Raw genomic sequence first — 26,752 nt, 5'->3', positions numbered from 1 at the left:
ATGGCCCTCAGCTACAAATCCCGCCGCCGCTGGTCGCTGGTGATCCTGCTGGTGGGCCTGCCGCTCTACATCGTCGCGGCGGTGAGCGTGGTCAACGCGCTTGGCCGCCCGCCGATCTGGGTGGAGTTTCTGGTCTACGTCTTCCTCGGGTTCCTGTGGATGCTGCCCTTCAAGTTCGTCTTCAAGGGCGTCGGCAAGGAAGACCCGGAGGCGGAGCCGCCGCGCGAGGACTGAGGCTGCGCCAGAAGGGGCGTATTTGAAGAACAATGAAGGGGCGCGGCCGGTCAGGCTGCGCCCCTTTTTAGTTCCACGGCACGCGACTCGAACCGGGCGGGTGGCCTCCCAACGAAAAAGGGCGCCGGAAGACCGGCGCCCTTTTCCAATCCGTAAGGCGATCTGGCTCAGACCTTGCCCTTGCCGCTGGCGAAGATGCACAGCAGCGTCACGGCGGCGGCGAAGAGCACATAGTAGCCCACGTAGGCGAGGCCGTAGTTGCTCTGCAGCCAAGTCGCGATATAGGGCGCGAGCGAGGCGCCAAAGATACCCGCGAAGTTGAAGGTGATCGACGAGCCGGTGTAGCGCACGCGGGTCGGGAACGGGGCCGCCAGCGCGGTGCCGATCAGGCCGTAGGTCATCCCCATCAGCGCCATGCCCAGCGTCACAAAGCCCATGATGCGCATCTCGTTCTCGACCATCAGCACCGGCACGAGGAAGCTGAACACGCCGATCAGCACGGTGGTCAGCGTCAGGATCTGACGGCGGCCAAAGCGCTCGGCCAGCTTGCCGGCCAGCGGGATGAAGGCACCGAAGACAACCGAGCCCCAGATCTGGATCGCCAGCGCGTCGGTGAAGGGGATCTTCACAACCTTGACGTTGTAGCTCAGCAGATACGCCGTGCAGATGTAGAACAGCACGAAGGTCGCCAGCGCCACGAAAGTGCCGAGCAGGATCGAGACCTTGTGGTTCTTGAACAGCTCGACCGCGGGCACGGCAACGCGCTCTTCATTGTCGATGGCCTTCTGGAAGTCCGGCGTCTCGGTGATCGACAGGCGCACCCACAGGCCGACGGCGATCAGCAGCAGCGACGAGATGAAGGGAATCCGCCAGCCCCAGCTCAGCAGCGCCTCTTCGCTCATGAAGTGCAGCAGGATCCAAAACAGGCCCGACGACAGGAACAGGCCCAGCGGCGCGCCAAGCTGCGGGAACATGCCGTACCAGTTCTTCTTGCCCTCGGGCGCGTTCTCGGTGGCCATCAGCACCGCGCCGCCCCATTCGCCGCCAAGGCCGAAGCCCTGACCGAAGCGGCAGAGCGCCAGCAGCAGGGGCGCGATCACGCCGATGCTCTCGTAGCTCGGCAGGAAGCCGATCACCACGGTCGAGATGCCCATGGTCAGCAGCGCCGCAACCAGCGTCGCCTTGCGGCCGATGCGATCGCCGAAGTGGCCGAAGACCAGCGCGCCGAAGGGACGTGCGAAGAAGGCGATGGAGAAGGTGGCGAAGCTTGCCAGCAGCGCGGTCATCGGATCGCTGTTGGGGAAGAACAGCGTCGGGAAGACCAGCACGGCGGCGGTCGCATAGACGTAGAAGTCAAAGAATTCGATGGTGGTGCCGACGAGGCTCGCCGTCAGGACCTTGGCCGGGGAGTTCAGCGCCGGCGTGGCCCCGGCGCGCGGCGCATCATAGGCTGCGTCTGAGAGGGACATTTTATTTCGTCTTTCATTGCGTCTGGAACAGCTTTGTTCCGGGATGGGATCGGTTAACGCAATCAGACCGCGGGTGTAACCCGAGTCCCTGAGTGATTTTGTCAGCCCCGCTATGCGTTTAGCGCATACCGCGCCACACCCCCGAGCGCAAAACCCCTGTTTTCAAGGAAACCCGCCCCGAATTATGCCCCAAGGTCAGCCAGTTGCCGCGGGCCCTTTTGGCCGCGCAATAAAAATACCCGGAACCAGAGGTTCCGGGCACTCTATCCGTTGCGCAGCCTACGAAGCGCGCTCAGTCCTTGTCTGCCTCCAGCGCGTAGCGCTTGAACAGCCCGCCTTGGGTCATGAAGAAGGCAAAGACCGCCGCCGTCAGTCCGAACGTCTTGAAGTAGACCCAGTTCTCGGTGCTCATCGTGCGCCAGACGATCTCGTTGAGCAGCGCGAGGCCGAAGAAGAACGCGCAGATGCGTTTGGTGAGGATCATCCAGCCCTCTTCCTGCAGCGGCATCAGCCCCTCCATCACCTTGCGCAGATAGCTCTCGCCGCGCAGGATGCCGATCAGCAGCGCAGAGCCGAAGAGCAGATAGATCAGCGTCGGCTTCATCTTGAAGAAGCGCTCATCATTGAGCCAGACCGACAGGCCGCCAAAGACCACGATCAGCACCGCCGTAACCACCTGCATCGCCGACAGATGCCCGGTGAGCTTCCACAGCAGCCCGGTGCAGATCAGCATCAGCGGAATGAACCCTGCGGTGACCACCACAAAGCCCTGATACTCGCGCCCGCCGATGAGGTAGCTGTTGTCCTTCAGCAGCAGGTAGGCCACGAAAAAGGCCAGCACCGGCCCGAACTCGAGCACCGTCTTGAGGAAGGGATTGATCTGTTTGGTGGCCATGCGGGTCTCCTTGTGCGTCAGCAGAGATAGCGCCCCTGTGCCGCCTTCTCAATGGCGGAACCGCCCCGATGCACAGGACGTTGATCCCCCACCTGCGGAGGAGGCGTCATGATCGAAGAAATCCTGAATGAATTCCGGCACACCTTCTCGGCGGTCCCTGCCCCGGCAGCCTTTGCGCGGCTGATGGCGGCGGTGGTTCTGGCGGGCTGCATCGGGCTAGAACGCGAGCGGCGCGAGAAACCGGCGGGGCTGCGCACCCATATCCTCGTGTCGGTGGCCGCCTGCCTTTTCGTACTGCTGGGGCGCGAGCTGGCAGCGATGGATTTCGGCGGCTCCTCCGAGCAGCGCAACGATCCGCTGCGGATGATCGAGGCGGTGACCGCGGGCGTTGCCTTTCTCGCCGCCGGGCTGATCTTCACCTCGGGCGGCAAGGTGCGCAACATCACCACCGGCGCTTCGCTGTGGCTGGCGGGTGCGGTCGGGCTGGGCTGCGGTGCCGGTCAGATGCCGCTCGCCGCGATGACGACAGTGATCGTGGTGACGGTGCTGACGCTGCTGCGGCTGGTCGAAAACCGCATGGGCTGGGGCGAGGAGTGATCCCCGCCCGCGCCTGACGCTTAGTCCCTCGCGAGCCCGGTGAGCGCCGCGGCGAACTCCTCGGGATCGAAGGGCTGCAGGTCATCGATCTGCTCGCCGACGCCGATGGCGTGGATCGGCAGGCCGAATTTGTCGGCCAGCGCCACCAGCACACCGCCGCGCGCGGTGCCGTCGAGCTTGGTCATCACCAGACCCGACACATCCGCCACCTGCTGGAAGATCTCCACCTGCCGCAGCGCGTTCTGCCCGGTGGTGGCATCCAGCACCAGCAGCGTGTTGTGCGGCGCATCGGGGTCTTTCTTGCGGATCACCCGGACGATCTTGGCCAGTTCCTCCATCAGGTCCGCGCGGTTCTGCAGGCGGCCCGCGGTGTCGATCATCAGCAAATCGGCCCCCTCGGCCTGCGCCTTGGTCATCGCATCGAAGGCAAGGCTGGCCGGGTCCGAGCCCTCGGGCGCGGTCAGCACCGGCACCCCGGCGCGATCACCCCAGACCTGCAGCTGCTCGACCGCCGCAGCACGGAAGGTATCGCCCGCAGCGATCACCACCGATTTGCCGGCGGCGCGGAACTGGCTGGCGAGCTTGCCGATGGTCGTGGTCTTGCCCGAGCCGTTGACGCCCACCACCAGCACCACCTGCGGCGTCTTTGCGTAAAGCGGCAGCGGCTTGGCCACCGGCTCCATGATCCGCGCGACCTCGGCAGAGAGCAGCTCCTTGATCTCCTGCGTCGAGACACGTTTGCCATAGCGCCCCTCGGCGATATTCGCGGTCACCCGCAGCGCGGTGTCCACACCCATGTCAGACGCGATGAGCAGTTCCTCGAGGCTTTCGAGCATCTCATCATCAAGCGCCCGGCGCACCACCGGCTGCGCCGGTGTGCCCTTGCCGAAGAGCCGCCCGATCAGGCCACCGCCGCGCGCCTGCGGCACCTCGGGGTCCTGCAGCGGCGCGGGCACCTCCAGCGGCACCGGCCCCGGAGCTGGGTCGGCGGGCGGCACAACGGGGGCCTCTTGCGGCGCGGGCTGCGGGTCGGCAGGCGGCGGCGCCTTGGGGGTCTCGGGCACAGGTGTCGGCGCAGGCGTGGGTTCCGGCGCAGGTTCCGGCAGCGGCTCCGGCTGCGGATCGGCGGGCGGCGGCGCCTCGGGCTCGGGCGCGGGCGGCACCTCCTGCGGTGCGGGCGGGGTTTCCGGCGCGGGCGCGGGCGGCGTCTCGGGCACCGGCGGCGGCACATCCGGGCCCGGCGATGGCGGGGTCGGCGCGGGCGTCTCGGGGACGACCGGCGTTTCCGGGGTTTCGGGCGTTTCGGGGGCGTCTTCCGAGCCCCCCTCTTGGACGATCGCGTCCAGCCCTTCCTCGAGTTTCGAGGAGGATTTGAAAAGCTTGTTCTTGAGCTTGCCGAAGAAGGACATGGCTGGACCTCTCGCTGCCTTTTCCTTCACCTAATACGCGCCGCGCCGGGATAAAAGTGTGAGTTGACCTTTGCCGCGCCCGCAGCGTTGATGGGGCCATGTGGCGCGCCCTGCTTCTTCTCCTGCTTTGCCTTGCCGCAGCGCCGCTGCGGGCCGAACGCGGGCAGCCCGAACCCGGCACGCTCTGCTCGGCTGGGGCCTTCGGGCCGGTGCAATGCATAAGGCCCTCGCACACGGCCTATGACACCTGCCAGGCGATCGAGCATTTCGCCCGCCGCAACGGCCTGTCGCCGGGGTTCTTCGCGCGGCTGCTGTGGCAGGAAAGCCGGTTCGACCCGCATGCGCTCAGCCCGGCGAACGCGCAGGGCATCGCACAGTTCATCCCCTCCACTGCCAAGCTGCGCGGCCTCAAGGACCCCTATAACCCCGCCGAAGCGCTGGAATATTCCGCGCAATACCTTGGCGAGCTGGCCCGGCACTACGGCAATCAGGGGCTCGCGGCGGTGGCCTATAATGGCGGCGAGGCGCGGGCCGACGGGCTGATCGCCCGCACCGGCGGGCTGGCGCTCGAGACGATCAACTATGTCGCCATCATCACCGGGCTCGCAGCCGAGACATGGCGCGACACGCCGCCCGAGGATCACGACTTCCGCCTGCAGGGCGACATGCCCTTCCAGCAGGCCTGCTTCGAGCTGGCCCGCCATCGCAAGCTGACCAAATACCCCGAGGCGAAACCCCTGCTGCATCCTTGGGGCGTGCAGATGGCCTTCGGCACCACGCAGGACCGCGCGCTCTCGCAGTTCAACCGCCGCGCCAAATCCTGCGCCGCAGCGGTGGGCGGAGAGACACCGGAAATGATCTGGCAGAAAAGCCGCGCCAGCCCCCGCGGCGGCTATTGGATGGCCCGCCTTGGGCGCAACGGACGCGGTGAGGCGCAGCAGCTTTGCGCAAAACTGAGGCAATCGGGATGTATCTGCGCGGTCTACAAGAACCGCTAGGCCCGCCGATGACTTGGCCTAAAGCGATCACCGTGGCGAAATTTCTCCACCAAAACGGCCAATACCTGACACATTCCCAACTTTCAACGCCGCATCCTCGCAATCCGCCGCCCACGCGACCCTCGGCAGCGGACAGCCGAACCGGCCGCCCGCCCTTCCCCCGCCCGCCGCGCTCTGGCAGGCTGCTGACATGATCCGCCTCGCATGCCTCCTCGCCCTACTGGCCAGCCCGCTCGCCGCCGCCCAACCGATGACCGGCGCCGAGTTCGAAGCCTATGTCACCGGCAAGACGCTCTACTTCGGGCGCGGCGGAACGGCCTATGGGGTCGAGGAATATCTGCCGGACAGGCAGGTGCGCTGGTCCTTTATCGACGGTCAGTGCAAGGACGGCAGCTGGTATCAAGAGGGGCAGATGATCTGCTTCGTCTATGAGGACGCGCCCATGCCGCAATGCTGGAGCTTCTACCGAGAAGGCAGCGGGCTGCGCGCGGTGTTCGAGAACGACCCCGGGAACACGGTGCTCTACGAGGCGCAGCAGAACGACGAGCCGATGCTCTGCCTCGGCCCCGAAGTCGGCGCCTGACCTCCGCCGCTTCTTCTCTTTGAAAATACGCCGGGGGTGAGCCCGAAGGGCGAGGGGGCAGCGCCCCCTGACGCCCTCAGAACAGGCTGCCCTGCTCCGGTTTCTTCTGCGCGGCTTTCTTGGCCTTGGTTGGCGTCGCCGCGCCGCCGCCGATCTTCATTCGCCCGTCGGCAAATTCGATCTCCAGCCCGGCGGCTTCTTTGGCGGCGGCGGAGGTTGTCAGAACCTGCCCGCCCTCGCCGCGCACCACCGCGTAGCCGCGCGCCAGCGTGCCCTTGTAGCTCAGGGTCTGCAGCAGCCGCTCCAGCCCGTCGAGCTTGGCCCGCGGCTCCTCGACCCGGCGCGCACCGGCATCTTCGAGCCGCTTGCCCAGAGCCTTCAGCCGGTCGCCACCGAGGGCGATCTCGCGCTGGATGGGACGGAGCGACAGCCGGTCGGCGCGGCGCCCCAGCGCCTCGGCCCGTGTCGCCATCATCCGCGTGAGCAGCCCGGGGCGCAGCGCCCCGGCTGGTTGCGACAGCGCCAGACGGCGCCGGTCGACGCCGCGGATCAGCGCCTGCGGCAGCCGGTCGGCCAGCAGATCGAGCCTCTGGCGCGGCTGATCGAGCAGCATCTCGGGGCGTGGCAGGCCGCGCGCCAGATCGCGCAGCCGCTGGCCGCGCACCTCGAGCCGGTGGGTTTGCGCCCGGGTCAGCCGCAGCTGCGCCTCGGCGGCACGGGCCAGCAGGTCCATCCGCACCGGCACGGCGATCTCGGCGGCGGCGGTGGGGGTGGGTGCGCGCTTGTCCGAGACGAAATCGATCAGCGTGGTGTCGGTCTCATGCCCCACGGCGGAGATCAGCGGGATCTGCGAGGCGGCGGCGGCGCGGGCCACGATCTCTTCGTTGAAGCCCCAAAGGTCCTCGACCGAGCCGCCCCCACGCGCCACGATCAGCAGGTCGGGCCGCGGCAGCGCGCCGCCGGGGGTAAGCTTGTTGAAGCCCTCGATGGCGCGGGCCACCTCCGGCGCGCAGTTTTTGCCCTGCACCGCGACCGGCCAGATCAGCACCTTGCGCGGGAAACGCTCGCGCAGGCGGTGCAGGATGTCGCGGATCACCGCCCCGGAGGGCGAGGTCACCACACCGATGATCTCGGGCAGGAAGGGCAGCGGGCGCTTGCGCTCGGGGGCAAAGAGCCCTTCGGCTTGCAGCTGCGCCTTGCGCTTTTCCAGCATGGCCATCAGCGCGCCGAGCCCGGCAGGCCGCATGTCCTCGATGATGATCTGATAGCGCGACTGCCCGGGGTAAGTGGTCAGCCGCCCAGTGGCGATGACCTCCATGCCTTCCTCGGGCTGCATGTCGAGCTTGCTCGCGACGCCGCGCCAGACGATCCCCGAGATCACCGACTTGTCGTCCTTGAGATCGAGGTAGAGATGCCCCGAGCGCGGGCGCGAGATTCGCCCCAGCTCGCCGCGCACCCGGACGAAGCCGAACTCGCCCTCGATCACCCGTTTGACCGCCCCCGAAAGCTCGGAAACGGTGAATTCCGGCGTATTGCCCTCGCCGTCACCCCCCGGGGTGCCCGCGGGGCTGTCGTCCTCGAAAAGATCCATGCTGCTCGTCCTGCTCGTCTTGGGCGCAGAGTAACGGCGCGCGCCGCCGAGGGAAAGCCGCTGCCCGAAGCACGGTGCGAGGCGGGGCGGCGCGCGAGGGACTAGGGCTCACCACGGTCGAAGGAGGCGCTGCCATCGAGGATCGCTCGGACGGTCTCGCAGCCGTGCTCTTCAAGATAGAGGTACGCAGCGGCGGCGAAGCGGCGGGGCGCCAGCCCGTAGATCAGGATGTCGATGACGCCCGCAGACACCGGCGGCGTGAGCCCCGCAGCGTTCAGCAGCGTTGCGCGATGCTCCGGCGGCAGCGCCATCAGCTCCAGCGCATTGGCGATATATTCGTGATCGACCAGCGCGATCTTGCGCCCTGAGGTGTGCTGCTCGACCAGCGCATGGGCCAGCTCATGGGTCAGCAGTGAGCGGAAGATCACATCGTCGGGCAGCCCGGCATAGGGATCATCCGGCAGCAGGTTCGCGCGCAAGAGGTCCGGCTCGATGATCCGAATGCGCTCCAGCGTGCAATCGTAGGAGGCAAGGCAGCGCCCGATCTCATGCTCGAGCGTGGGGGCCGTGACGAGATCGATGGGCCGGGACTGCCTCAGTCCGCAAATACCAAGCTGCTCTCGCGCCGCGACGGCGGCCTCGCAGAGCAGCGCGCGCGTGGCCGCAGTTTCGGCCTCAACCCTGAAACCGGCATCTGGGCAGGGCATGGGCTCGGCCCAGAGCGTGATGGGCAGCAGCGCGGACACCCCGAGCGCAAGCGCCACGATCCACCGATGTTTTGCCAGCCTGCGCATGATCGCCACCTCCGACTGCCGTGATGGAAAGGCAAGCTAGCACCTGCGGAGTGCCACCGGAGTGACGGGGATCAACGTAGGGGGATCATCGCAAGGGGGATCACCGCGCGAGCCTGCCCTCACGTCTTGCCAGAACCCCCAGCCCCCGCTAGGACAGCCGCGATCCTCAAACAGCAGAGCGGTGCTCATGAATATCCTCATCCTCGGCGGCGGCGGTCGCGAACATGCCCTGGCCTGGGCGGTCATGCAGAACCCCAAGTGCGACAAGCTGATCGTCGCGCCGGGCAACGCCGGGATCGCGCAGATCGCCGAATGCGCCACGCTCGACATCGAGGACGGCGGCGCGGTGGCCGAGTTTGCGGGCGACAATGCCATCGATCTGGTGATCATCGGCCCCGAAGCACCGCTGGCCGCTGGCGTCGCCGACCGGCTGCGCGACGCCGGTCTGCTGGTTTTCGGCCCCAGTCAGGCCGCCGCACGGCTCGAGGCGTCGAAGAGCTTCACCAAGGAGATCTGCGACGCCGCTAAAGCGCCCACCGCGGGCTATGGTCACTTCACCGACGCGGAAAGCGCCAAGGCGCATGTGCGGGCCGAGGGCGCGCCGATCGTGGTCAAGGCTGACGGGCTGGCCGCAGGTAAAGGCGTGATCATCGCCGAGACCGTCGCGCAAGCCGAAGAGGCCATCGACGACATGTTCGGCGGCGCCTTTGGAGGTGCGGGCGCCGAGGTGGTGATCGAAGAGTTCATGACCGGCGAGGAAGCGTCTTACTTCGTGCTGGTCGATGGCACCGACGTGCTGCCCATCGGCACTGCGCAGGATCACAAGCGCGTCGGCGAAGGCGACACCGGCCCCAACACCGGCGGCATGGGGGCTTATTCCCCCGCTCCGGTGCTGTCCGACGCGGTGGCGCAAAAGGCGCTCGACGAGATCGTCAAGCCGACCATGGCCGAGATGGCCCGCCGCGGCACGCCGTATCAAGGCGTGCTCTACGTCGGGCTGATGATCGAGAACGGTCAGCCGCGGCTGGTGGAATACAACGTGCGCTTTGGCGATCCCGAATGTCAGGTGCTGATGATGCGGCTTGGCGCGCAGGCGCTCGACCTGATCCATGCCTGCGCCGAGGGCCGTCTGGCCGACGCGCAGGTGACCTGGGCCCAAGACCACGCGATGACCGTGGTGATGGCCGCCGAGGGCTATCCCGGCAGCTACAAGAAGGGCACGGTGATCGGCGGGCTCGAAGGGCTCACCGAGGACAGCTTTACCCAGATGTTCCACGCGGGCACCGCCGAGAAGGAGGGCGCGATTGTCGCCACCGGCGGGCGTGTGCTCAACGCCACCGCGCGTGGTACGACGCTGGCCGAGGCGCAGGCCCGCGCCTATGCGCTGGTGGATGCGGTCAACTGGCCCGAGGGCTTCTGCCGCCGCGATATCGGCTGGCGCGCGCTCTGAACAGGCGCAAGAGGGGGCGCTGCCCCCTCGCCCTTCGGGCTCACCCCCGGCGTATTTGGAAAGAGAAGAAGGCAGGGCGCAACCGTCCTACCTTCTTCTCTTTAAAAATACGCGCGCCGCAGGCGCTCACGGCGCAGCCGTGAACTCGAGGTCGCCACTCCGCGCTCAGGCTGATCGCGGCGTGATCACCTCCATCGGGGTGACGATCATGTCGAGCGGCGCGTCGGTGGGCTCGAGCGGGATGTCCTCGGCCTCCTGCTCGGCATAGGCAAAGCCAAGCGCGAAGGTCGGGCGCGCGGCGCGCAGCAGCGCCAGCGTGCGGTCATAAAAGCCGCCGCCATAGCCCAGCCGGTGGCCCGCGCGGGTGAAGGCCAGCAGCGGCACGATGAGGATCTCGGGCGTGATGAACTCGGGGCTCTCGGGGATCGCGGCGCCGAAACGACCCTCGACCAGCGCCATCTCGGGTTCCCAGCGGGCAAAGCGCAGCGGCTGGTGCAGATCGTCGATCACCGGGATCGCCACGGGCCCATGCGCCGCCGCCTCGGCCATCGCCGGGATCGGGTCGATCTCGGAGCGGATCGGCATGTAGCCTGCCAGCGGCACGCCGCGGTAGCCCGCCAGAACCGAGCTCAGTTGCCCTGCCCCGGCGCCGCTGTCGGCGGCATGGGCGGCCTTGCGGCGGGCGCTGGCGGCGGCCCGCGCCGCGCGTTTGGCCTCGGCAAGAGAGCCCGCCGTGCTCACAGCAGCACCGCCTGCGCCAGTCCGAGGAAGGCGAAGAAGCCCACCACATCGGTCACCGTGGTGACGAATGTGCCCGAGGCCAGCGCCGGGTCGATCTTGAATTTATCGAGCACCACCGGCACCGCGATGCCCGCGAGCCCCGCCACCACGAGGTTGATCACCATCGCCGCGGCGATCACCAGCGCCAGCATGTGACTGCCGAACCAGACGTATTCCAGCAGCCCCATGACCACGGCAAAGCTCGCGCCATTGATCAGCCCGACCATCAGTTCCCGGCGGATAACCCGCCAGACGTTGGAACTGGTCAGATCGCGCGTCGCCAGCGCCCGCACCGCAACGGTCAGCGACTGGGTGCCCGCGTTGCCGCCCATGGAGGCCACGATGGGCATCAGCACCGCCAGCGCCACCAGCGCGCCGATCGTCTCTTCGAACTGCGCGATCACCAGCGAGGCCAGAACCGCGGTCAGCAGGTTCACCCCAAGCCACGGCAGGCGCTGGCGCGTGGTTTCCAGCACGCTGTCGGAGATATGGCTGTCGTCACCGACACCGGCGAGGCGCAGGATGTCTTCTTCGTGCTCTTCGTCGAGCACGGTCATCGCGTCGTCGATGGTGATGACACCCACCAGCCGCTCGTTCTCGTCGACCACCGGCGCCGAGATCAGGTGGTACTGGTTGAACATATAGGCGACCTCGGCCTCGGGGCGGGTCACCGGGATCACGTTGAAGGTCTCTTCCACCAGCGACTTCAGCAGCACCTCGCGGCGCGAGGCCATCAGCTTGCCCAAGGTGACATTGCCCACCGGGCGCAGCTTCGGATCGACCAAGATGATGTGATAGAACTGCTCGGGCAGATCCTCGGTGCTGCGCAGGTAATCGATGGCCTCGCCGACGTTCCAGTATTCGGGCGCCATGACCACTTCGCGCTGCATCAGGCGGCCCGCGGAATACTCCGGGTAGGTCAGCGATTTCTCGACCGCGATCCGGTCGCTGTCCTCGAGCACGTCAAGGATCGCCGCCTGCTGGTCTTCCTCGAGATCCTCGAGCAGGTCGACCACATCGTCGCTGTCCAGCTCGCGCACGGCCTCGGCCAGAACCTCCGGCTTCAGCGCGCGGATCACCTCTTCGCGGATCGACTCGTCAAGCTCCGACAGGATGTCGCCGTCGAACTCCTTGTCGTAGAGCTTGATCAGCCGCAGCCGGTCGAAGGCGTTGATCTGTTCGAGAAGGTCGGCGATGTCAGCCGGGTGCAAGGGCTCCATCAGCTCGACGAGCTGCGCGCGGTCGCCCACGTCCACCGCGTAGAGGATCGAGGACACCACCTTGCGCTCAAGCGGGTTGGTGTCGTCGTCCTGGGTCTCTTCCGCCGCCGGGTTTCCGGTCTCTTCGGTCATGCCCTGCCCCATTGAATGCCGTTCGCGCAGACTCTAGGGGATTGCGGGAACGAGCAACAGAGGCGCATTGCGCTTGACCCCGGCCCTCCGCATCCTAGGGCGGCCCTATCCACGAGGATCCGCATGGCAAGCACGCTTCATCTTGGTCAAACCCTGAGCTTCACCGCCTCGCCTTTCAGCGAAGGCCCCGCTGCGGCCCGCCATGACAGCGCCGGGGCGCTGCTGATCGAGGGCGGCGTGATTCGCGAGATCGGCAGCGCCGAGGCGCTGCGCGCGGCGCATCCGGCGGCGCAGGTGGTAGATCATGGCAAGGCGCTGATCGTGCCGGGATTTGTCGATGCCCACGCGCATTACCCGCAGACCCCGATGATCGCCAGCTGGGGCAAGCGGCTGATCGACTGGCTGAACCATTACACCTTCCCCACCGAGGCGCGCTTTGCCGACCGCGCCTATGCCGATGAGATCGCCGGGCGCTATCTCGACCTTCTGCTCGCGCATGGCACCACCTCGGTCTGCTCCTACTGCACGATCCATCCCGCCTCGGTCGAGGCGCTGTTCGCCGCCGCCGAGGCGCGCGGCATGCGGGTCTTCGCAGGCAAGACCTGCATGGACCGCGACACCGCCCCCGAGTTCCTGCGCGACAGCGCGCAATCGGCCTATGACGACAGCAAGGCGCTGCTGGAGCGCTGGCACGGCAAGGGACGCGCCGAATATGTGATCACCCCGCGCTTCTCGCCCACTTCCACGCCCGAGCAGCTGCAGGCGCTCGGCGCGCTCTGGGCGGAACACCCCGAGGTGCTGATGCAGACCCATCTGTCCGAGCAGACCGATGAGATCGCCTGGGTCAAATCGCTCTATCCGCAGGCGCGCGATTATCTCGACACCTACGAGGCCTACGGGCTGCTGGGGGAGCGCGGTCTTTACGGCCACGCCATCCATCTGGAGCCGCGCGAACATGCGCGGCTGCAAGAGGTGAACGCGGCGCTGGTGCATTGCCCGACCTCGAACACCTTCATCGGCTCGGGGCTATTCGACATGGACGGGCTGACCAAGGCCGGGATGCGCGTCGGGCTCGCCACCGACACCGGCGGCGGCTCGTCCTTTTCCATGCTGCGCACCATGGCGGCGGCCTATGAGGTCGCGCAACTGCGCCACCGCCCGCTGCATCCGGCGGAACTGCTGTGGCTGGCGACGCAGGGCTCGGCGATCTCGCTCATGGCCGAGGACCGGATCGGCAACCTCGCGCCGGGGCTGGAGGCGGATTTCACCGTGCTCGATCTGGCCTCCACCCCCGCCATCGCGCAGCGCGCGGTGAGTGCCGAGGATATCTGGGAGGCACTCTTTCCCACCATCATGATGGGCGACGACCGCGCGATCACCGCCACCTATGTGGCCGGAAAGCGCGCGCTCTGAGCGCGCGCGCCGTAGCTGGCACTCGTGCCAGTTACTTGCGCAATTCCAGTTACTTGCGCAGACCGATTTACTTGCGCAGCCCCATGACCAGCGTCCAATAGCGACCGTTCTGCGCGAGACCAAACTCGCGCAGGTCGCTGCGCGACATCGCTGCGCGGTGCGAGGGGGATTTCGCCCAAAGCTCCATGGCGCTGTCGATGCCGAGCGGGGTCATGGCGACGTTTTCCGCCACCTCGCGATAATCATAGCCCGCCGCGCGGGTCCGGGCGCCGACGCGGCTGCCGTCGCTGCCCACGTGGCTCATCTTGTTCATCCGCGCCATGTCATCCGAATGGGCCTGCGCCGCGCGCTGCAATTGCCCCGAGCGCGACAGCGGTGCGAGCCCCTGCGCACGGCGCCAGCTGTTGAGCGCGGCTGCCGCCTCGGACCCAGAGCTTTGCACCACCTGCCCCGGTGCGCGGCGCAATTCGACGATGCTGGCCCCCTCGATCTGGCCGCCGCTGGTGCCGACCGTCTGCACAGTACTACGCTGCACCGTGCTGCGCTCAACCGTGCTTCGGCTGACGGGCTGCGCGGTACTGGCGGTCGGCGCGCTGCGCACGTCGACGCAGGCGCTCAGCGACAGAGCGGCGATGGTTAGGCTCAGGGCGACAGGCGTGAAGCGCATGGGAAACTCCGTGAAAGATCGTATCCCCACGGTAAATGGCGCGATGGCACCATTTCGGCAAGGCAGATGCGCGGGCCAAGGCGGGTCACCGCCGCCGCCTCACTTGGTGCGCGCCACCACCATCGCCCAGTAATTGCCGCTTTGGGCCAGCCCGTATTCGGTGACGTCGCGCATCAGCATATTGGACCGGTGCGGCGGCGAGTTGGTCCAGATCTCCATCGCCCCGTCGAGCCCGCGGCGGGTGACCGCGATATTCTCGGCCCCGCGCCGCAGGTCATAGCCCGTGCGCTGGATGCGGTCGCCGATCTGGCTGCCGTCGCTGCCGGTGTGGGTCATCTTCTGCATCCGCGCCATGTCGCGCGCATGGCGTCGCGCCACCTTTTGCAGCACTGGCGAATAACTCAGCGGTGCCAGACCGTTGCGCTGGCGCAGCGCGTTCAGTTGCGCGCCCTTGGGGTTTTCGACGAATTGCGCGGGCTGGCCGCCGCTGTCCTGTTGCGGCAGCGGCACCACCACGCAGGCTGAAAGCGCGGCGCAAAGGGCAAGCGGCAGGAGGCGGGTCAGAAAGAGGCGTCTCATGTCGGGCTCCGGTCGTGTCGGATCTAGGCGGCGTCAGATCTAGGCGGCGTCCGCTGAAGGATAGCCAGACCACAAAAGAGATCAGCCCAGCCCCGCCAGCGTACGCGCCATTTCTTGATGACGTGTCAACGCAGCAACAATGTCTATGGTTGCAATCTGCCCGTCACGCACAACCTGACGCCCTTCCACAAACAGGTGGCGCACCTTCTGCGGCCCCGCCAGCAGCAGCGCCGCCGGGTCCCAGCTGCCCGCGCTTTCAAGCCCGGTCACATCCCACAGCGCCAGATCCGCGCGCAGCCCCACGGCCACCTGTCCGCAATCGAAGCGGCCCAGCACCTCGGCACCGCCGCGCGTCGCCACGCGCAGCGCCTCGCGGGCGCTCATCGCGTCGGCACCGTTCTGCACCCGCTGCAGCAGCATCGCCTGCCGCGCCTCACCGATCAGGCTGGCCATGTCGTTGCTCGCCGAGCCGTCGACCCCGAGCCCCACATTCACCCCCGCATCCAGCATGCCGCGCACCGGCGCGATGCCCGAGCCGAGGCGGCAGTTGGAACAGGGGCAATGCGCCACGCCGGTGCGTGTCGCGGCGAACAGGTCGATCTCCTGCCCGTCGAGCTTCACGCAATGGGCGTGCCAGACATCCGGGCCGGTCCAGCCCAGATCCTCGGCGTATTGCCCCGGACGGCAGCCGAATTTCTCCAGCGAATAGGCCACGTCCTCGTCGTTCTCCGCAAGGTGGGTGTGCATCATCACCCCCTTGTCGCGGGCGAGAATGGCGCTGTCGCGCATCAGCTCGCGGCTCACCGAGAAGGGCGAACAGGGCGCAACGCCGACACGCACCATGGCACCCTCCGAGGGGTCATGGAATGCGTCGATCACCCGGATGCAATCTTCGAGGATGGCGCCCTCGTCCTCGACCAGCGAATCCGGCGGCAGCCCGCCGTTCGAGACGCCAATGCTCATACTGCCGCGGGTGGCGTGGAAGCGCAGACCGATGTCCTGCGCCGCGGCGATCGTGTCATCGAGCCGCGCACCATTGGGATAGAGATAGAGGTGATCCGAGCTCATGGTGCAGCCCGAAAGCGCCAGTTCCGCCAGCCCGACCTGCGCCGAGATATAGAACTCCTCGGGGCCGAAGCGCTCCCAGATCGGGTAAAGCGTCTGCAGCCAGCCAAAGAGCAGCGCATCCTGCCCGCCCGGCACCGCCTTGGTCAGACCTTGGTAGAGATGGTGGTGGGTGTTCACCAGACCGGGCGTCACCACGCAGCCGCGCGCATCAACCACCTCGCCGGTGGTCTCCAGCCGCGGCCCGATGCCCGCGATCACCCCGTCACGCAGCAGGATATCGGCATCCGAAAGCTCGGTGCCCGCGTCATCCATGGTCAGGACGGTGCGCGCGTTGCGGATCAGGATTTCGCTCATGTGGGGGCTCCTCGGGTGGTGCCCCTACCCTGCCCTTACGGGCAGACGAAGGAAAGACCGCCCGGATTTAGGGTGTTTCGGGTTTTACCGAAGAATGCGCCAGAATGTGCCGGGGGCTCCGCCGCTCCCTGCCCGGCTCAGCCCTGCAGCAGCGCCAGCGCCGCGGCGTGGATCTCGGGATTGGCGGCGGCCAGAACCTGCCCGCCCTCATGCGCCTTGCCGCCCTGCCAGTCGGTCACCAAGCCGCCCGCGGCCTCGATCACCGCGATCGGTGCCTGAATGTCATAGGCCTGCAGCCCCGCCTCGATCACCAGATCGATCTGACCGGCGGCCAGCAGCGCATAGGCGTAGCAATCCATGCCATAGCGGGTGAGCCGCGCCTCGGCGGCAACCCGTCGGAAGGCCGCGCCCTCGGCCTCGGTGCCAACCTCGGGGAATGTGGTGAAGAGGATCGCCTCGGACAGCGGACGCGCCGGGCGGACGGCAAGCTGACGCTGGCCCAGCGGCCCCGACCATTCAGCGCGGCCAAGCCCGCCTTCGAAACGCTCGCCAGTATAGGGCTGATCGATGACGCCCAGAACCGGGCCGGTGGCGTCGGAGAGCGCGATCAGCACCCCCCATGTGGGCGTTCCGGACAGGAAGCCGCGGGTTCCGTCGATCGGATCGAGCACCCATGTCAGCCCGCTGTCGCCCGGCTCATGGCCGTATTCCTCGCCAAGGATCGCATCCATGGGGCGGCGCGCGGCCAGCACCTCGCGCATCGCCTGCTCGGCGGCGCGGTCGGCCACGGTGACCGGATCAAAGCCTTCGGAGAGTTTGTTGTCCGCGCCAAGACCCTCGGCGCGGAAATGCGGCAGGATCGCTGCGCGCGCCGCTTCGGCCATTTCGCCAGCGGTGCGCCAGAGCTCGTCTGCCAATGCTGCGGAAATCCCCGTCTTGGAAGTGCCGGCCTTGGATGGACCGGTCCCGGAAGTTCCCGTCTCGAACGTCTCGCTCATGGCTGCCCCCTGCTGCGCGCTCCTCGAAGGATCAGCTAGCGCAGGGAGCGCCGAGGCTCAAGCGACGTCCGAAAGAACGCGCGCCAGTTCGAACAGGCGGCGGCGCTGGTTCTCGGGGATCGCGTAGTAGGAGCGGACCAGATCGAGCGCTTCTTTGTCGCCAAGAATGTCGGCGGGCATCGCCGGGGCCGCCGCAGCGGTTTCCTCGGTCTCGTGCTCGCTTTCGATGCCTTCGAAGAAGAAGCTCACCGGCACTTCGAGCGCATCGGCGATGTCCCACAGGCGGGAGGCGCTGACGCGGTTCGCACCGGTCTCGTATTTTTGGATCTGCTGAAACTTGATACCCACATGTTCTGCGAGCTGCTGCTGGGTCATGCCAACAAGCCAGCGGCGGTGACGAATGCGTTTCCCGACATGAACGTCCACGGGATGAGTCATCGTGTTTTCCTTTTCACTCGCCCTGCTCAAACCCAGAGCACTAACAAAATCCAACCGCTCACAGCTGCGGCCGGAGCTACACCTTTAAGACGAACCGAAGCTACCGCGGTTCCGCTCTTCAAATCAAGGGAGTTGCGGCCCTATCGCTGAGCGCGGTTAATGGGTTGCACTTGTCGGTTGTAAATCCAAACAATGACTTAAGGTCGCTTCACGAGATTTCATAATTTTGACAAGATTTCTGGGGGCTGAGGAATTACGGGTAGTTACCTATACGAAGGGATATTTCATGCGTGCTTATCTCCAACAGAGCCCCGGGGCGGAGCCGAATCTGCAAGAGATTCCCCGGCCAGATCCGGGCCCCGGACAGCTGCGCCTGAAGATCGCGGCCTGCGGTCTCAACTTCGCAGATCTGCTGATGATCGAGGGCCGGTATCAGGACACCCCGGAGACACCCTTCGTGCTTGGGATGGAGGTCGCCGGAACCATTGATGCTGTAGGCCCTGATGTGACCGATTTCCAGCCCGGAGAGCGTGTCGCGGTCTTCGGCGGTCAGGGCGGTCTGGCGGAATTTGGCGTGTTCGATGCCCACCGGGCGGTGCATCTGCCGGACACCATGAGCTTCACCGAAGCCGCCGGATTTCAGATTGCTTATGGTACCAGCCACCTCGCCTTGGACCACCGCGCCCGGCTGCAGCCCGGCGAAACGCTACTTGTGCTCGGTGCTGCGGGCGGTGTCGGGCTGACCGCCGTCGAGATCGGCAAACTCATGGGCGCAACGGTCATCGCCTGCGCCCGCGGCCCCGAGAAACTCGAGGTGGCGCGCCGCGCCGGGGCCGACCATCTGATCGACGCGCGCGAGGCTGACCTCCGCGCCGAGGTGAAGGCGCTTGGCGGGGCCGATGTGGTTTATGACGCGGTGGGCGGCGAGCAGTTCACCGCCGCCTTCCGCGCCTGCAACCCCGAGGCGCGCATTCTCACCATCGGCTTTGCCAGCGGCGAGGTGCCGCAGATCAAGGCCAATCACCTTCTGGTCAAGAACCTGACGGTGATGGGTCTCTACTGGGGCGGCTACCTGACGTTCCGCCCCGAGGCGCTGACCGGCTCGCTGGCGCAGCTTTTTGCATGGCACGGCGAGGGCAGACTGCATCCGCATGTGAGCCACGTCCTGCCGCTCGCGCGGGTGGCAGAGGGCCTCGATCTGCTGCGCAGCCGCAAATCCACCGGCAAGGTGGTCATCGAGATCCCCGGCTGACCGAGCGGCTCTTACTCCGCCGCCATCTCCGGACGGCGGCGCAGGGTGCAGAACTCAGACCGAAGCATCTCCTGCAGCGGCTCGATGATCTGCGGCTTGGCGCCCGAGCCGTAGAGACAGATCTTCTGCAGCCCAAGGTCGGGCAGCACCCCCTGCGGGATCATCTCGAAATGCTGCGGCGCGTGGCCTTCGAGGATCGGCGTCACCGCTAGATCGGCCGACACCGAAACCTCGATGGTCCGATCCATCTCGGAATCCACCGCCAATTCCCAATCCAGCCCCTCGCGCTCCATCTGCGCGATGGCGACGGGCCGGAACCCGCAGCGGCGCGAGAAGGCGATGCGCAGCGGCTTGCTGCGCCACGCGGTGCCATCGGGCGCGCCGAACCAGCGCAGCGGCACCTCCAGCAGCGCCTCGCCGCCCCCGCCCGGCTCGCTTTCGGTGGTGAGGATCACGTCGATCGCCCCTCGCGCGAACTGGTCCTTGAGATCGGCGGTGTAAGAGCTGATCAGCTGCACCCGCACCCGCGGGTAATCGCGCTGCATGCGCTTCATGATGCGCGGGATCACCGGGTAGACGATATCATGCGGCACCCCCAGCACGATCTCGCCCTCCCAGTCCTGCCGGGTCAGCCGCGCATAGATCTCGTCGTTCATCTCCACCATGCGGCGGGCGTATTTCAGCAGTTGCTCGCCCGCGGGGGTCAGCGCCACGCCGCGCCCCGAGCGATCCAGCAGCGCCAGCCCCAGCATCTCTTCCAGCCGCTTGAGCTGCATCGAGACCGCGGATTGCGTCAGGTTGAGAAAGCCCGCCGCGCGGGTCACGCCGCCAGCATCGGCCACCGCCACGAAAGAGCGCAGGGTCGTCAGGTCGAGATTTCGCATACATCAGCCCTCGTGATGAATCCCTTCAGGAACATTCGTTTTACGAATTGACGTGCCGAGAGCATAACCGATCACACAGCAACATGGAAACAACGCAATACATCAAGATTTGTGAAGGATAGCCTCATGTCCCGTGATATCGCCCCCTCTGCATCCCTGCCCCGCGGCCTCGCCCGTGCCCGCGTCACGCGCCGCCGCGCCACGCTGCCCGCGCGCTTTCTGAGCCTCATCGGCCTCGCGCGCCAGCGCCGCCATCTCGCCGAGCTTGACGCGCACCTGCTGCAGGACGTCGGCCTCACCCGCAGCGAGGCCGAGCGGGAAGCGGGCCGCGCTTTCTGGGACGCCCCAAGCCATTGGCGCGGCTGACCCCGGCACAGCAACCTTAACGATTTGACTTAAAATCTTGTCGCACAGTGATTTCGGCCCGGCACCCCGGCGGGTCGCCCTGCCCTCTCCGCCGCGCGCCGCGCGGACCTCACGGAGAGGGCATTTTTAGTTCATAAACAGCGCTTTTTGCGCATCGCTCTTCTTGAAAACAACATACAGACTGCCAATATCGGAGCAGAACAGTTATCTTTTGACTGCAGATATTCAACTCGGAGGACAGGACCCGATGGCAGACTTCAACACAATCCGGACCCACGGCGCGGCCGGCGCACGCGCGGCCCAGATTGACGCGGGGCTCCGCGCGCACATGAACAAGGTCTATGCGACCATGTCCGTGGGCATGCTGCTGACCTTCGCAGTCGCCTGGGCCGTGGGCACCAGCCCCAACCTGCTCGCCGTCTTCCGCGACCCGATGACGCTGCAGCCGAACATCCTCGGCTGGATCGTCATGTTCGCCCCGCTGATCATGGTCTTTGCCTTCGGCGCGGCGCTCAACCGCCTCTCCGCCGCTGGCGCGCAGCTGTTCTTCTACGCCTTCGCGGCGGTGATGGGCCTGTCGCTGAGCTGGATCTTCGTGGCCTTCACCGGCTTCTCGATCGCCCAGGTCTTCCTGGTCACCGCGATCGCCTTCGCCGGTCTGTCGCTTTGGGGCTACACCACCAAGAAAGACATCTCCGGTTGGGGTTCGTTCCTGATCATGGGCGTGATCGGCATTCTGGTCGCCTCGATCATCAACATCTTCCTCGGCTCGCCAGCGATCTACTTCGCCATCTCGATCCTTGGTGTGCTGATCTTCGCAGGCCTCACCGCCTATGACACCCAGAACATCAAGAACACCTACCTCCAGCACGCCGCCCACGGCGACAGCGAGTGGCTCGCGAAATCGGCCATCGTCGGCGCGCTGAACCTCTACATGGACTTCATCAACATGTTCATGTTCCTGCTGCAGCTGCTCGGCAACCGCGAGTAATCGCACCGCCAGCACCGGCTTACCGGCCCCGCCAGACCCAAGGGTTTGGCGGGGCTTTTCTTTTGCGCGAGGCCATAGGCGGATCGGGTCAGAGCGTTACCATCACCTCTCCGGGCAGCAGTTCAGCAGCCATCAGCCCGCGCAGCGAATTGCCGATCCACAGCCGCTTGGCCCATTGCAGGTCCGCAAAGGGCACCGTGGCCTCGGCAAAGGCCCCCTCCTCCAGAAGCTGCTCACGCAGGATCCCCGGCAAAAGGCCGGATGCGAGCGCCGGGGTCACCCGCGCGCCGTCTTCACGCTCCAGAAAGACGTTTGTGTAAGCCCCTTCGCAAAGCGCGCCCTCGGTGTTGAGGAACAGAAGCTCCGCCACGCCCTCGGGCCGCGCCTTCAGCGCCGCATCATAGAGCGCCCGCGCCGTGGTCTTGTGGCGCAGCAGCGTGTCCTCAGGATCAAGCCGCGCCGCGCACAGCTGCACCTTTGTCCCCGCGGGGACGGTGACAGGCTCAAACGGGGCCGATGTGATCTCCACATCCCCCGCGCGCGCCACCGTCAGACGCAGCCGCTGCGGTGTCTCGGCGTGGAAGCTCTCCAGTGCCTCCGTCAAAGCCTCGGGGGCCACATCAAACCCCAGCGCCGCGCAGCTGCGCAGGCAGCGCGCCAGATGCCGATCACCCCGCAGGGCGCCGCTGCCGGGCTCCCAGCGCAGCGTTTCGATCAGCCTCAGGCCGTCATCAATCCGGTCACGAAACGGGCTTTCCACAGCGCCTCCTCATATTCCGCGTCGCAAGTGCTGTCGTGCACGATGCCGCCGCCGACCCCCATCAGCGCGCGCCCCGGCGCGGTCACGTTCAGCGTGCGGATCGCCACGTTGAACTCCGCCCTGCCATCGGGCGCAGCCCAACCCAGCGAGCCGCAATAGACGCCCCGCCGCCAGCGCTCCAGCGTGTGAATCGCGCGCATGGCGGCGATCTTCGGCGCGCCGGTGATCGAGCCGCACGGGAAGAGCGCCTGCAGCAGCCCCGGCAGCGTTGGAGCGGCGTCCAGTTCAGCCACCACGCGCGAGATCATCTGGTGCACCGTGGCGTAGCGCTCGACCTTCAAAAGCTCGGGCACTTTGACCGAGCCGGGCCGCGCCAGCCGTGACAGATCGTTGCGCATCAGATCGACGATCATCACATTCTCGGCGCGGTTCTTTTCATCCTGCCCCAGCGCGTCGCGCAGCGCATCATCCTCGGCAGGCGTGGCGCCCCGCGGGGCGGTGCCTTTCATCGGCGCCACCTCGATCCGGCGGTCGGCCCCAAGCCGGAAGAACAGCTCGGGCGAGCGCGACAGGATCACCTCCTCGCCCAGCCGGGCAAAGCCGCCGTGACCCACCGGCTGATAGGCGCGCAACGCCGACCAGAGCGCCTCTGGCGAGCCCTCAAAGCTCACCTCAACCGGCATAGTCAGATTGACCTGATAGAGATCGCCCGCCGCGATCATCTCTTTCACCGCGTGAAAGCTCTCGGCATAGCGCGCGCGGCTCCAGAGCGGCGTCACCCCGGTGACCAGGGCCGATCCCTCCTCCGCCGACGCATCTACTGGCCGGGGCGCATCGAAGACGCCGAAATGCAGCAAGGGCGCGCCAGGCTGCCAGAGGTCCGCCAGCGCGGGCTCCAGCGCGAAGCCCAGCTCATAGGCGGCATATCCGGCGATCCAGAAACCCGCGGCGCGGGCCTGTTCGAGCCGCGCCAGCGCCAGTTGCGCGCCCGCCGGGGTGCTGGCGGTGACAAGCTCGCGCGGGCGCTCGAAAAGCACCGGCAGCCCGTCCGGGCCCGCCTCCAGCACTACGCGCTCGTCCTGCATCGCCGCTCTCCATCGCGTTCCGGCGATGCCCCTAGCAGAGCAGCCGCCCGCTGGCGAGATGCCGTAGCGGAAAAACCCGCGGGGACGCAGCCCACCACAAACGCAAAAGGCCGTCCCCGCGGGGACGGCCTTGGCAGTCAGGCGCGTGACAGGGTCAGTTCAGCGCAAGCTCGGTCTTGGTCGGCGCGCTGGTGACGGTCACCACGCCCGCTGTGCGCTCGAAGCGGTAGGACACGCCCGAGATGCCCGGCAGGCCGAAGGTGGTGCTGTCGCCATCCTCAAGCTGCATGGCAAGGCGCAGCGGCTCTGCGCCCACGCGTTCGGTGTAGAAGGCCACGACCTCGCTGGCGGTCTCGCCTTTGGGCAGCGTGTAGACCGACATGTCGACGGTGCCTTCGCGCAGCGTGCCGCCGGCCATCGGCTCGGAGAGCGTCAGAACCTCGGCCTGTGCGAGAACGGGAAGCGCGGCGGCCAGCGTGGCCAGAAGAGCGGATTTGATCATTGCGATATCTTTCGGGTCTGGGCGCAGCGCGCCGGTCTGTCTGATCGCAGGTCGCCTCGGCATCCCGCGGGAAGATTTCTGCAGTGCAGAATTTCACGAAGACGCGAGCCGGAAAACCCGCAAGACGGAAGACCCGTTATGCAGTCAAATCAATGCGTTAGATGTATACCAAAGACCACCAAAGCACACCGTTTGGCGCAAGCCATTCCAGCAAAACAAGAAATGGCGCCGAAAGCGCCACACCGCCACCCACCCGCAGGAGGCCAGAAATATCAGAGGCTGAAACGACAAGAGCCGCGCGGGTTGCCCCGTGCGGCTCTCGTTGATCCGAAACCGGAAGGCTTACTTGATTTTGCCTTCCTTGTATTCCACGTGCTTGCGCGCAACCGGATCGTACTTACGCACGGTCATTTTTTCGGTCATCGTGCGCGCGTTCTTCTTGGTCACGTAGAAATGGCCCGTCCCGGCGGTCGAGTTCAGGCGGATCTTGATGGTGGTCGGCTTCGCCATTCTTCTTCTCCTGCAACGGGGGCGAGCGCCGCCCGTGAAATCTCTTGAAGCCCGCCTTTTACTCAGCCGCGGCCCGGAGTCAACAGCTCTTGGCCCGAGAATCTCGGACTAGGCGCATTTTCCCCGAGGTCACAGCCAAGCGGGCGCGGAAATCTTTGCGTGGAGGGCCTATAAGCCGGATTTTGTCCAGAGCGGGTTGCCCCGCCCCTGTGCGACCATTCCTCTAGGCCGCGCGTTGCCACGCGGCTCAAGCTGCCAACCCGGACCCCTCGGGCTGAAGCGGCCCTGCGGCGATATCCCCGAAGGGATCATGCCCCGCGCGGGGTCCCTATTTGGCATTGCTCCCGGTGGGGCTTGCCATGCGGGGACTGTTGCCAGCCCCCCGGTGGTCTCTTACTCCACCGTTTCACCCTTACCGCCCCGAAAGGCGGCGGTCTGTTCTCTGTGGCGCTTTCCGTCAGGTTGCCCTGCCCGGGCATTACCCGGCACCGATGCTTCAGCGAGTCCGGACTTTCCTCTCCGGCGGTTGCCCACCGCAGCGGCCGCCCGGCCCTCCACGCCCGGCGCTCATAGGCGGCGCAGCGCGCACGGTCAAGCGCGGGTGGTGGGCATCCGCTGGCTCAGCGCGGTTGCGGCAGGGCCAGCCATTCGCGGATCGCGGCGCTCACGCTGTCGGGGTCTTCGAGCATCGGCAGATGCCCGGTGCCGGGAATCATCCGCAGCACCGCGCCGGGGATCAGTTCCGCCAGAAAGCTCTGGCGCTTTTCGGGGTAGAGCGAATCCTGCGTGCCTGCGAGCACCATGGTGGGGATGCGCAGCTTGCGCACCGCCGCCTGCTGGTCGCGCCGCCGCTGCAACGCGCGGGCCTGCCGCACAAAGACATCCGGGCCAAAGCCCTCGGCCATCTCCTGCAGCATCTCCATGATCTCGGCGCGATAGGGGCCGTCGGCAAGGCTGTCTTCGGGGATGAGGCTGCGCATCGCCTCGGCGAGCTTGCCGGACCGGGCCTTGATCACCAGCGCCTCGCGGTCGGTGGCCTGTTGCGGCGTGTCGGCGAGGGGCGAGCTGCCGATCAGCATCAAGCGCGACACCCGGTCGGGCGCGCGGCGCTGCAATTCCATCGCCACCATGCCGCCAAAGCCGCTGCCCGCCAGCGCCACGCGGCGCGGCAGCACGTCGAGCAGGCTCGAGGCGATCTCTTCGATGCGGTCGCCAAGATGCACCGGCGCGACCATCACCGCCATCTCGCGCGAAAGATCGGCGATCTGCGGCCCATAGAGACGGGCGTCACACATGGATTCGGGCAGCAGCACCAGCGTGTCAGCCATGGTGCACCTGCCGTTCGTCCGTCATTTCACGTCGTCCTGTAATTCTTGCGGCCTGCGTAATGCGACCTGCGTTATGCGCCCGGCAGACACCAGCACCTTGGGGCGCGACTCGCCGCCCGGTGTGGCACTCTCTGCACCGCCAGATAGCGTAGCGAGAGGCCATTCCCAGTGAAAGCGGGAAACTCCTGCGCAGGCGGGCACTTGCCGGTCGCATTTGGGGGGCTTTTGCGTATGCGGGGGCTGATGCACGGGCGGGGCCTGTTGCGCATGCCGTGTCTGATGCACGGGCCGGGCCTGTTGCGTGGGCGGGTGAGATCGGCGGCTATGATCGGCGGCGGATCCCGGGTGCCTAACCGGCCAGTGCCAGCCCCGGCTGCCGTGCCTCGGCATGGCCGGTGGCGAGGTGGATCTGCATCCAGACCGCCGCCTCATCGTAGAGCGACCATTCACGGCGCAGCCCGCCCGGTCCGAACTCCGCCTGACTGAGCCCCATGACATGGACCCGCGCCCCGGTGGGCCGCCCGAAGGCGCCCCAGCCCTCGTGCCGCCCAGTGAGCGACCAGCGCAGCGCGGCGCGCGGCGGCATCAGCGCCACCTCTTCGCCGAGGCAATGGTGCAGCTCGAACCGGGCCGAGGGGAAGCACGCGCGCAGGCCAAGCCAGAAGCGTTCGGCCCCCTGCGGTCCGCGCAACGCCTGCCCGCCCGGACAGTCGAGCCGCGCCGCCGGATCATATTGCGCCGCCGCACCGGAAAAGCCGCCGTCCATCATCTGCGCCAGCAGCGCGGCAAACCCCTGCCCCCAATGGTTGTCGTTGCCCCGCGCGCTATAGGGGCCCTGCACATCGACGTCGGGGCGGAAGGGCTGCGTCTCGGGGTCATGGCCCGCGATGCGAAAGCGCGCCCAGTCCCGCACCGACAGACCAAGCTGGCGCAGGAGCGCGCCGGTGTCGCGCACCGCCCAGAGATCGGCGACGCGATTGTCCTTGGCGTGCAGTTCGGCCAGCGCGCGGAACCGCAGGCGACGCCCGCTGGGGGTGCCAAAGACGCCCTCGCCCGCGTGGGTGGCGCTGAAGAGCAGCCGCTGCGCGCCCAGAAGCCCGCTTTTCGGCGCGCCGGAACAAAGCACATCCTCGGTCTGGACCGAGAGGTCCGGCAGCGCAGAGGCGAGCTCCAGCACCTCGGCGCGCAGCGCTTCGGGGCCAAAGCCAATGCCCTGCGGACGGCGCAGGATCACCTGTGGGTGCCAATGTGCCGCGAGCCCTGGCTCGCTGTCCCCATCCCTGCCGTCTGAGCCATTGTCTGAGCCGAGATCAAGGCTGCGCCGGGTCCAGACGCCCGCGGCAAGCTTGCGCAGGTAATCCGGGAAATCCAGAAATTGCTGATCGAAACCCTGCATGCGGCCTCC

General features: G+C 66.9%; 28 protein-coding genes and 1 other RNA gene. 9 read left to right on the top strand and 20 right to left on the bottom strand.

The genetic code is table 11. The annotated features are described in order from the left end of the window. On the top strand, window positions 1-234 hold the full coding sequence (locus tag AYJ57_RS11485; RefSeq protein WP_066105194.1) for a DUF2842 domain-containing protein: 234 nt from the start codon (window positions 1-3) through the stop codon (window positions 232-234). A 167-nt stretch (window positions 235-401) separates the two neighbouring features. Here AYJ57_RS11485 and AYJ57_RS11480 read toward each other — a convergent pair whose 3' ends face one another. Both AYJ57_RS11480 and AYJ57_RS11475 read right to left on the bottom strand, forming a co-directional pair. Next, the gene (locus AYJ57_RS11480) at window positions 402-1,703 is read right to left on the bottom strand and encodes an MFS transporter (RefSeq protein WP_066105188.1); all 1,302 of its coding nucleotides are present in this window, start codon (window positions 1,701-1,703) and stop codon (window positions 402-404) included. A gap of 292 nt (window positions 1,704-1,995) precedes the next feature. After that, entirely contained in the window at window positions 1,996-2,598 is a 603-nt protein-coding gene (locus AYJ57_RS11475) for an inner membrane-spanning protein YciB (protein WP_066105185.1), read from the bottom strand. Between the two features lie 108 nt (window positions 2,599-2,706). On the opposite strand from AYJ57_RS11475, the gene AYJ57_RS11470 reads away from it, so the two are divergent. Continuing rightward, the gene (locus tag AYJ57_RS11470) at window positions 2,707-3,195 is read left to right on the top strand and encodes an MgtC/SapB family protein (RefSeq protein WP_066105179.1); all 489 of its coding nucleotides are present in this window, start codon (window positions 2,707-2,709) and stop codon (window positions 3,193-3,195) included. Window positions 3,196-3,215: 20 nt separating this feature from the next. Here the strand turns inward: AYJ57_RS11470 and ftsY are convergent, their stop codons facing one another. Continuing rightward, window positions 3,216-4,604, bottom strand: a complete 1,389-nt coding sequence (gene ftsY, locus AYJ57_RS11465) for a signal recognition particle-docking protein FtsY (protein ID WP_066105176.1) — start codon at window positions 4,602-4,604, stop codon at window positions 3,216-3,218. Between the two features lie 98 nt (window positions 4,605-4,702). Here ftsY and AYJ57_RS11460 point away from each other — a divergent pair, with 98 nt between their 5' ends. Together AYJ57_RS11460 and AYJ57_RS11455 are read left to right on the top strand one after the other, a co-directional pair. Continuing rightward, window positions 4,703-5,602 (top strand): lytic transglycosylase domain-containing protein, encoded by a 900-nt coding sequence (locus AYJ57_RS11460; RefSeq protein ID WP_066105173.1) that lies wholly within the window; start codon window positions 4,703-4,705, stop codon window positions 5,600-5,602. A 190-nt stretch (window positions 5,603-5,792) separates the two neighbouring features. Then, on the top strand, window positions 5,793-6,185 hold the full coding sequence (locus AYJ57_RS11455; RefSeq protein ID WP_066105170.1) for a hypothetical protein: 393 nt from the start codon (window positions 5,793-5,795) through the stop codon (window positions 6,183-6,185). A 76-nt stretch (window positions 6,186-6,261) separates the two neighbouring features. On the opposite strand, the gene xseA is transcribed toward AYJ57_RS11455, so the two are convergent. Both xseA and AYJ57_RS11445 read right to left on the bottom strand, forming a co-directional pair. Then, window positions 6,262-7,776, bottom strand: a complete 1,515-nt coding sequence (gene xseA / locus AYJ57_RS11450; protein WP_066105167.1) for an exodeoxyribonuclease VII large subunit — start codon at window positions 7,774-7,776, stop codon at window positions 6,262-6,264. 101 nt (window positions 7,777-7,877) lie between these two features. Then, window positions 7,878-8,570 carry a DUF6639 family protein gene (locus AYJ57_RS11445; RefSeq protein WP_157374063.1) on the bottom strand — a complete coding sequence of 231 codons (693 nt, stop codon included), beginning with the start codon at window positions 8,568-8,570 and terminating at the stop codon, window positions 7,878-7,880. Between the two features lie 187 nt (window positions 8,571-8,757). Between AYJ57_RS11445 and purD the strand changes: the two genes are divergently transcribed. After that, window positions 8,758-10,020: a phosphoribosylamine--glycine ligase gene (gene purD / locus AYJ57_RS11440; protein ID WP_066105161.1), complete on the top strand. Its 1,263-nt coding sequence runs from the start codon at window positions 8,758-8,760 to the stop codon at window positions 10,018-10,020. Window positions 10,021-10,185: 165 nt separating this feature from the next. Here purD and AYJ57_RS11435 read toward each other — a convergent pair whose 3' ends face one another. Both AYJ57_RS11435 and mgtE read right to left on the bottom strand, forming a co-directional pair. After that, a complete protein-coding gene (locus tag AYJ57_RS11435) occupies window positions 10,186-10,761 on the bottom strand; it encodes a 5-formyltetrahydrofolate cyclo-ligase (protein WP_066105159.1) in 576 nt (191 codons plus the stop codon). Next, window positions 10,758-12,152: a magnesium transporter gene (gene mgtE / locus AYJ57_RS11430; RefSeq protein WP_066107016.1), complete on the bottom strand. Its 1,395-nt coding sequence runs from the start codon at window positions 12,150-12,152 to the stop codon at window positions 10,758-10,760. The genes AYJ57_RS11435 and mgtE overlap by 4 nt, the downstream gene beginning before the upstream one ends. A gap of 123 nt (window positions 12,153-12,275) precedes the next feature. Between mgtE and guaD the strand changes: the two genes are divergently transcribed. Continuing rightward, window positions 12,276-13,565 (top strand): guanine deaminase, encoded by a 1,290-nt coding sequence (gene guaD / locus AYJ57_RS11425; RefSeq protein WP_066105157.1) that lies wholly within the window; start codon window positions 12,276-12,278, stop codon window positions 13,563-13,565. Between the two features lie 67 nt (window positions 13,566-13,632). Here the strand turns inward: guaD and AYJ57_RS11420 are convergent, their stop codons facing one another. From AYJ57_RS11420 to AYJ57_RS11400, 5 genes are all read right to left on the bottom strand, one after another. After that, window positions 13,633-14,232: a CAP domain-containing protein gene (locus AYJ57_RS11420; RefSeq protein WP_083191224.1), complete on the bottom strand. Its 600-nt coding sequence runs from the start codon at window positions 14,230-14,232 to the stop codon at window positions 13,633-13,635. A 99-nt stretch (window positions 14,233-14,331) separates the two neighbouring features. Then, window positions 14,332-14,811, bottom strand: coding sequence for a CAP domain-containing protein (locus AYJ57_RS11415; RefSeq protein WP_083191223.1), 480 nt, complete (start codon window positions 14,809-14,811; stop codon window positions 14,332-14,334). Window positions 14,812-14,892: 81 nt separating this feature from the next. Next, window positions 14,893-16,233, bottom strand: a complete 1,341-nt coding sequence (locus AYJ57_RS11410) for an 8-oxoguanine deaminase (protein WP_066105154.1) — start codon at window positions 16,231-16,233, stop codon at window positions 14,893-14,895. Between the two features lie 137 nt (window positions 16,234-16,370). Further along, window positions 16,371-17,231 carry a histidinol-phosphatase gene (gene hisN / locus AYJ57_RS11405; RefSeq protein ID WP_083191222.1) on the bottom strand — a complete coding sequence of 287 codons (861 nt, stop codon included), beginning with the start codon at window positions 17,229-17,231 and terminating at the stop codon, window positions 16,371-16,373. Window positions 17,232-17,288: 57 nt separating this feature from the next. After that, window positions 17,289-17,669 (bottom strand): helix-turn-helix domain-containing protein, encoded by a 381-nt coding sequence (locus tag AYJ57_RS11400; RefSeq protein WP_066105151.1) that lies wholly within the window; start codon window positions 17,667-17,669, stop codon window positions 17,289-17,291. A 286-nt stretch (window positions 17,670-17,955) separates the two neighbouring features. Here AYJ57_RS11400 and AYJ57_RS11395 point away from each other — a divergent pair, with 286 nt between their 5' ends. After that, a complete protein-coding gene (locus tag AYJ57_RS11395) occupies window positions 17,956-18,921 on the top strand; it encodes an NADPH:quinone oxidoreductase family protein (RefSeq protein WP_066105148.1) in 966 nt (321 codons plus the stop codon). Between the two features lie 11 nt (window positions 18,922-18,932). On the opposite strand, the gene AYJ57_RS11390 is transcribed toward AYJ57_RS11395, so the two are convergent. Continuing rightward, window positions 18,933-19,805: a LysR family transcriptional regulator gene (locus AYJ57_RS11390; protein WP_066105146.1), complete on the bottom strand. Its 873-nt coding sequence runs from the start codon at window positions 19,803-19,805 to the stop codon at window positions 18,933-18,935. 126 nt (window positions 19,806-19,931) lie between these two features. Between AYJ57_RS11390 and AYJ57_RS11385 the strand changes: the two genes are divergently transcribed. Together AYJ57_RS11385 and AYJ57_RS11380 are read left to right on the top strand one after the other, a co-directional pair. After that, window positions 19,932-20,171 (top strand): DUF1127 domain-containing protein, encoded by a 240-nt coding sequence (locus AYJ57_RS11385; RefSeq protein WP_066105143.1) that lies wholly within the window; start codon window positions 19,932-19,934, stop codon window positions 20,169-20,171. Between the two features lie 247 nt (window positions 20,172-20,418). Beyond that, window positions 20,419-21,162 (top strand): Bax inhibitor-1/YccA family protein, encoded by a 744-nt coding sequence (locus AYJ57_RS11380; protein ID WP_066105140.1) that lies wholly within the window; start codon window positions 20,419-20,421, stop codon window positions 21,160-21,162. Window positions 21,163-21,250: 88 nt separating this feature from the next. Here AYJ57_RS11380 and AYJ57_RS11375 read toward each other — a convergent pair whose 3' ends face one another. The 7 genes from AYJ57_RS11375 to AYJ57_RS11345 form a co-directional block, all read right to left on the bottom strand. Then, window positions 21,251-21,922, bottom strand: a complete 672-nt coding sequence (locus AYJ57_RS11375; protein ID WP_066105137.1) for an aminotransferase class IV family protein — start codon at window positions 21,920-21,922, stop codon at window positions 21,251-21,253. Next, window positions 21,883-23,007: an aminodeoxychorismate synthase component I gene (locus tag AYJ57_RS11370; RefSeq protein ID WP_066105133.1), complete on the bottom strand. Its 1,125-nt coding sequence runs from the start codon at window positions 23,005-23,007 to the stop codon at window positions 21,883-21,885. Before AYJ57_RS11370 ends, AYJ57_RS11375 begins: the two co-directional genes overlap by 40 nt. Before the next feature lie 154 nt (window positions 23,008-23,161). Continuing rightward, window positions 23,162-23,509 carry a hypothetical protein gene (locus tag AYJ57_RS11365; protein WP_237220145.1) on the bottom strand — a complete coding sequence of 116 codons (348 nt, stop codon included), beginning with the start codon at window positions 23,507-23,509 and terminating at the stop codon, window positions 23,162-23,164. 342 nt (window positions 23,510-23,851) lie between these two features. Beyond that, window positions 23,852-24,019 (bottom strand): 50S ribosomal protein L33, encoded by a 168-nt coding sequence (gene rpmG / locus AYJ57_RS11360; protein WP_005630270.1) that lies wholly within the window; start codon window positions 24,017-24,019, stop codon window positions 23,852-23,854. A 155-nt stretch (window positions 24,020-24,174) separates the two neighbouring features. After that, window positions 24,175-24,577, bottom strand: an RNA gene (gene rnpB / locus AYJ57_RS11355) — RNase P RNA component class A. Between the two features lie 62 nt (window positions 24,578-24,639). Then, window positions 24,640-25,347, bottom strand: a complete 708-nt coding sequence (locus tag AYJ57_RS11350; protein WP_066105130.1) for an alpha/beta fold hydrolase — start codon at window positions 25,345-25,347, stop codon at window positions 24,640-24,642. 349 nt (window positions 25,348-25,696) lie between these two features. Further along, complete coding sequence (locus AYJ57_RS11345; protein WP_066105127.1) at window positions 25,697-26,743, bottom strand: nuclear transport factor 2 family protein; 1,047 nt, start codon at window positions 26,741-26,743, stop codon at window positions 25,697-25,699. Between the last annotated feature and the right edge of the window lie 9 nt (window positions 26,744-26,752).

Source organism: Salipiger sp. CCB-MM3 (assembly GCF_001687105.1).
Lineage (GTDB): Bacteria > Pseudomonadota > Alphaproteobacteria > Rhodobacterales > Rhodobacteraceae > Salipiger.
Note: the sequence above shows the minus strand (reverse complement) of the source record. Positions and strands in the feature narration are given on the sequence as shown.

Excerpts from the sequence above, each read along its gene's own strand:
- AYJ57_RS11485 (WP_066105194.1), top strand. The coding sequence starts at position 1 with ATGGCCCTCAGCTACAAATCCCGCCGCCGCTGGTCGCTGGTGATCCTG.
- AYJ57_RS11480 (WP_066105188.1), bottom strand. The coding sequence starts at position 1,703 with ATGTCCCTCTCAGACGCAGCCTATGATGCGCCGCGCGCCGGGGCCACG.
- AYJ57_RS11475 (WP_066105185.1), bottom strand. The coding sequence starts at position 2,598 with ATGGCCACCAAACAGATCAATCCCTTCCTCAAGACGGTGCTCGAGTTC.
- AYJ57_RS11470 (WP_066105179.1), top strand. The coding sequence starts at position 2,707 with ATGATCGAAGAAATCCTGAATGAATTCCGGCACACCTTCTCGGCGGTC.
- ftsY (WP_066105176.1), bottom strand. The coding sequence starts at position 4,604 with ATGTCCTTCTTCGGCAAGCTCAAGAACAAGCTTTTCAAATCCTCCTCG.
- AYJ57_RS11460 (WP_066105173.1), top strand. The coding sequence starts at position 4,703 with ATGTGGCGCGCCCTGCTTCTTCTCCTGCTTTGCCTTGCCGCAGCGCCG.
- AYJ57_RS11455 (WP_066105170.1), top strand. The coding sequence starts at position 5,793 with ATGATCCGCCTCGCATGCCTCCTCGCCCTACTGGCCAGCCCGCTCGCC.
- xseA (WP_066105167.1), bottom strand. The coding sequence starts at position 7,776 with ATGGATCTTTTCGAGGACGACAGCCCCGCGGGCACCCCGGGGGGTGAC.
- AYJ57_RS11445 (WP_157374063.1), bottom strand. The coding sequence starts at position 8,570 with ATGCGCAGGCTGGCAAAACATCGGTGGATCGTGGCGCTTGCGCTCGGG.
- purD (WP_066105161.1), top strand. The coding sequence starts at position 8,758 with ATGAATATCCTCATCCTCGGCGGCGGCGGTCGCGAACATGCCCTGGCC.
- mgtE (WP_066107016.1), bottom strand. The coding sequence starts at position 12,152 with ATGACCGAAGAGACCGGAAACCCGGCGGCGGAAGAGACCCAGGACGAC.
- guaD (WP_066105157.1), top strand. The coding sequence starts at position 12,276 with ATGGCAAGCACGCTTCATCTTGGTCAAACCCTGAGCTTCACCGCCTCG.
- AYJ57_RS11420 (WP_083191224.1), bottom strand. The coding sequence starts at position 14,232 with ATGCGCTTCACGCCTGTCGCCCTGAGCCTAACCATCGCCGCTCTGTCG.
- AYJ57_RS11415 (WP_083191223.1), bottom strand. The coding sequence starts at position 14,811 with ATGAGACGCCTCTTTCTGACCCGCCTCCTGCCGCTTGCCCTTTGCGCC.
- AYJ57_RS11410 (WP_066105154.1), bottom strand. The coding sequence starts at position 16,233 with ATGAGCGAAATCCTGATCCGCAACGCGCGCACCGTCCTGACCATGGAT.
- hisN (WP_083191222.1), bottom strand. The coding sequence starts at position 17,231 with ATGAGCGAGACGTTCGAGACGGGAACTTCCGGGACCGGTCCATCCAAG.
- AYJ57_RS11400 (WP_066105151.1), bottom strand. The coding sequence starts at position 17,669 with ATGACTCATCCCGTGGACGTTCATGTCGGGAAACGCATTCGTCACCGC.
- AYJ57_RS11395 (WP_066105148.1), top strand. The coding sequence starts at position 17,956 with ATGCGTGCTTATCTCCAACAGAGCCCCGGGGCGGAGCCGAATCTGCAA.
- AYJ57_RS11390 (WP_066105146.1), bottom strand. The coding sequence starts at position 19,805 with ATGCGAAATCTCGACCTGACGACCCTGCGCTCTTTCGTGGCGGTGGCC.
- AYJ57_RS11385 (WP_066105143.1), top strand. The coding sequence starts at position 19,932 with ATGTCCCGTGATATCGCCCCCTCTGCATCCCTGCCCCGCGGCCTCGCC.
- AYJ57_RS11380 (WP_066105140.1), top strand. The coding sequence starts at position 20,419 with ATGGCAGACTTCAACACAATCCGGACCCACGGCGCGGCCGGCGCACGC.
- AYJ57_RS11370 (WP_066105133.1), bottom strand. The coding sequence starts at position 23,007 with ATGCAGGACGAGCGCGTAGTGCTGGAGGCGGGCCCGGACGGGCTGCCG.
- AYJ57_RS11365 (WP_237220145.1), bottom strand. The coding sequence starts at position 23,509 with ATGATCAAATCCGCTCTTCTGGCCACGCTGGCCGCCGCGCTTCCCGTT.
- rpmG (WP_005630270.1), bottom strand. The coding sequence starts at position 24,019 with ATGGCGAAGCCGACCACCATCAAGATCCGCCTGAACTCGACCGCCGGG.
- AYJ57_RS11350 (WP_066105130.1), bottom strand. The coding sequence starts at position 25,347 with ATGGCTGACACGCTGGTGCTGCTGCCCGAATCCATGTGTGACGCCCGT.
- AYJ57_RS11345 (WP_066105127.1), bottom strand. The coding sequence starts at position 26,743 with ATGCAGGGTTTCGATCAGCAATTTCTGGATTTCCCGGATTACCTGCGC.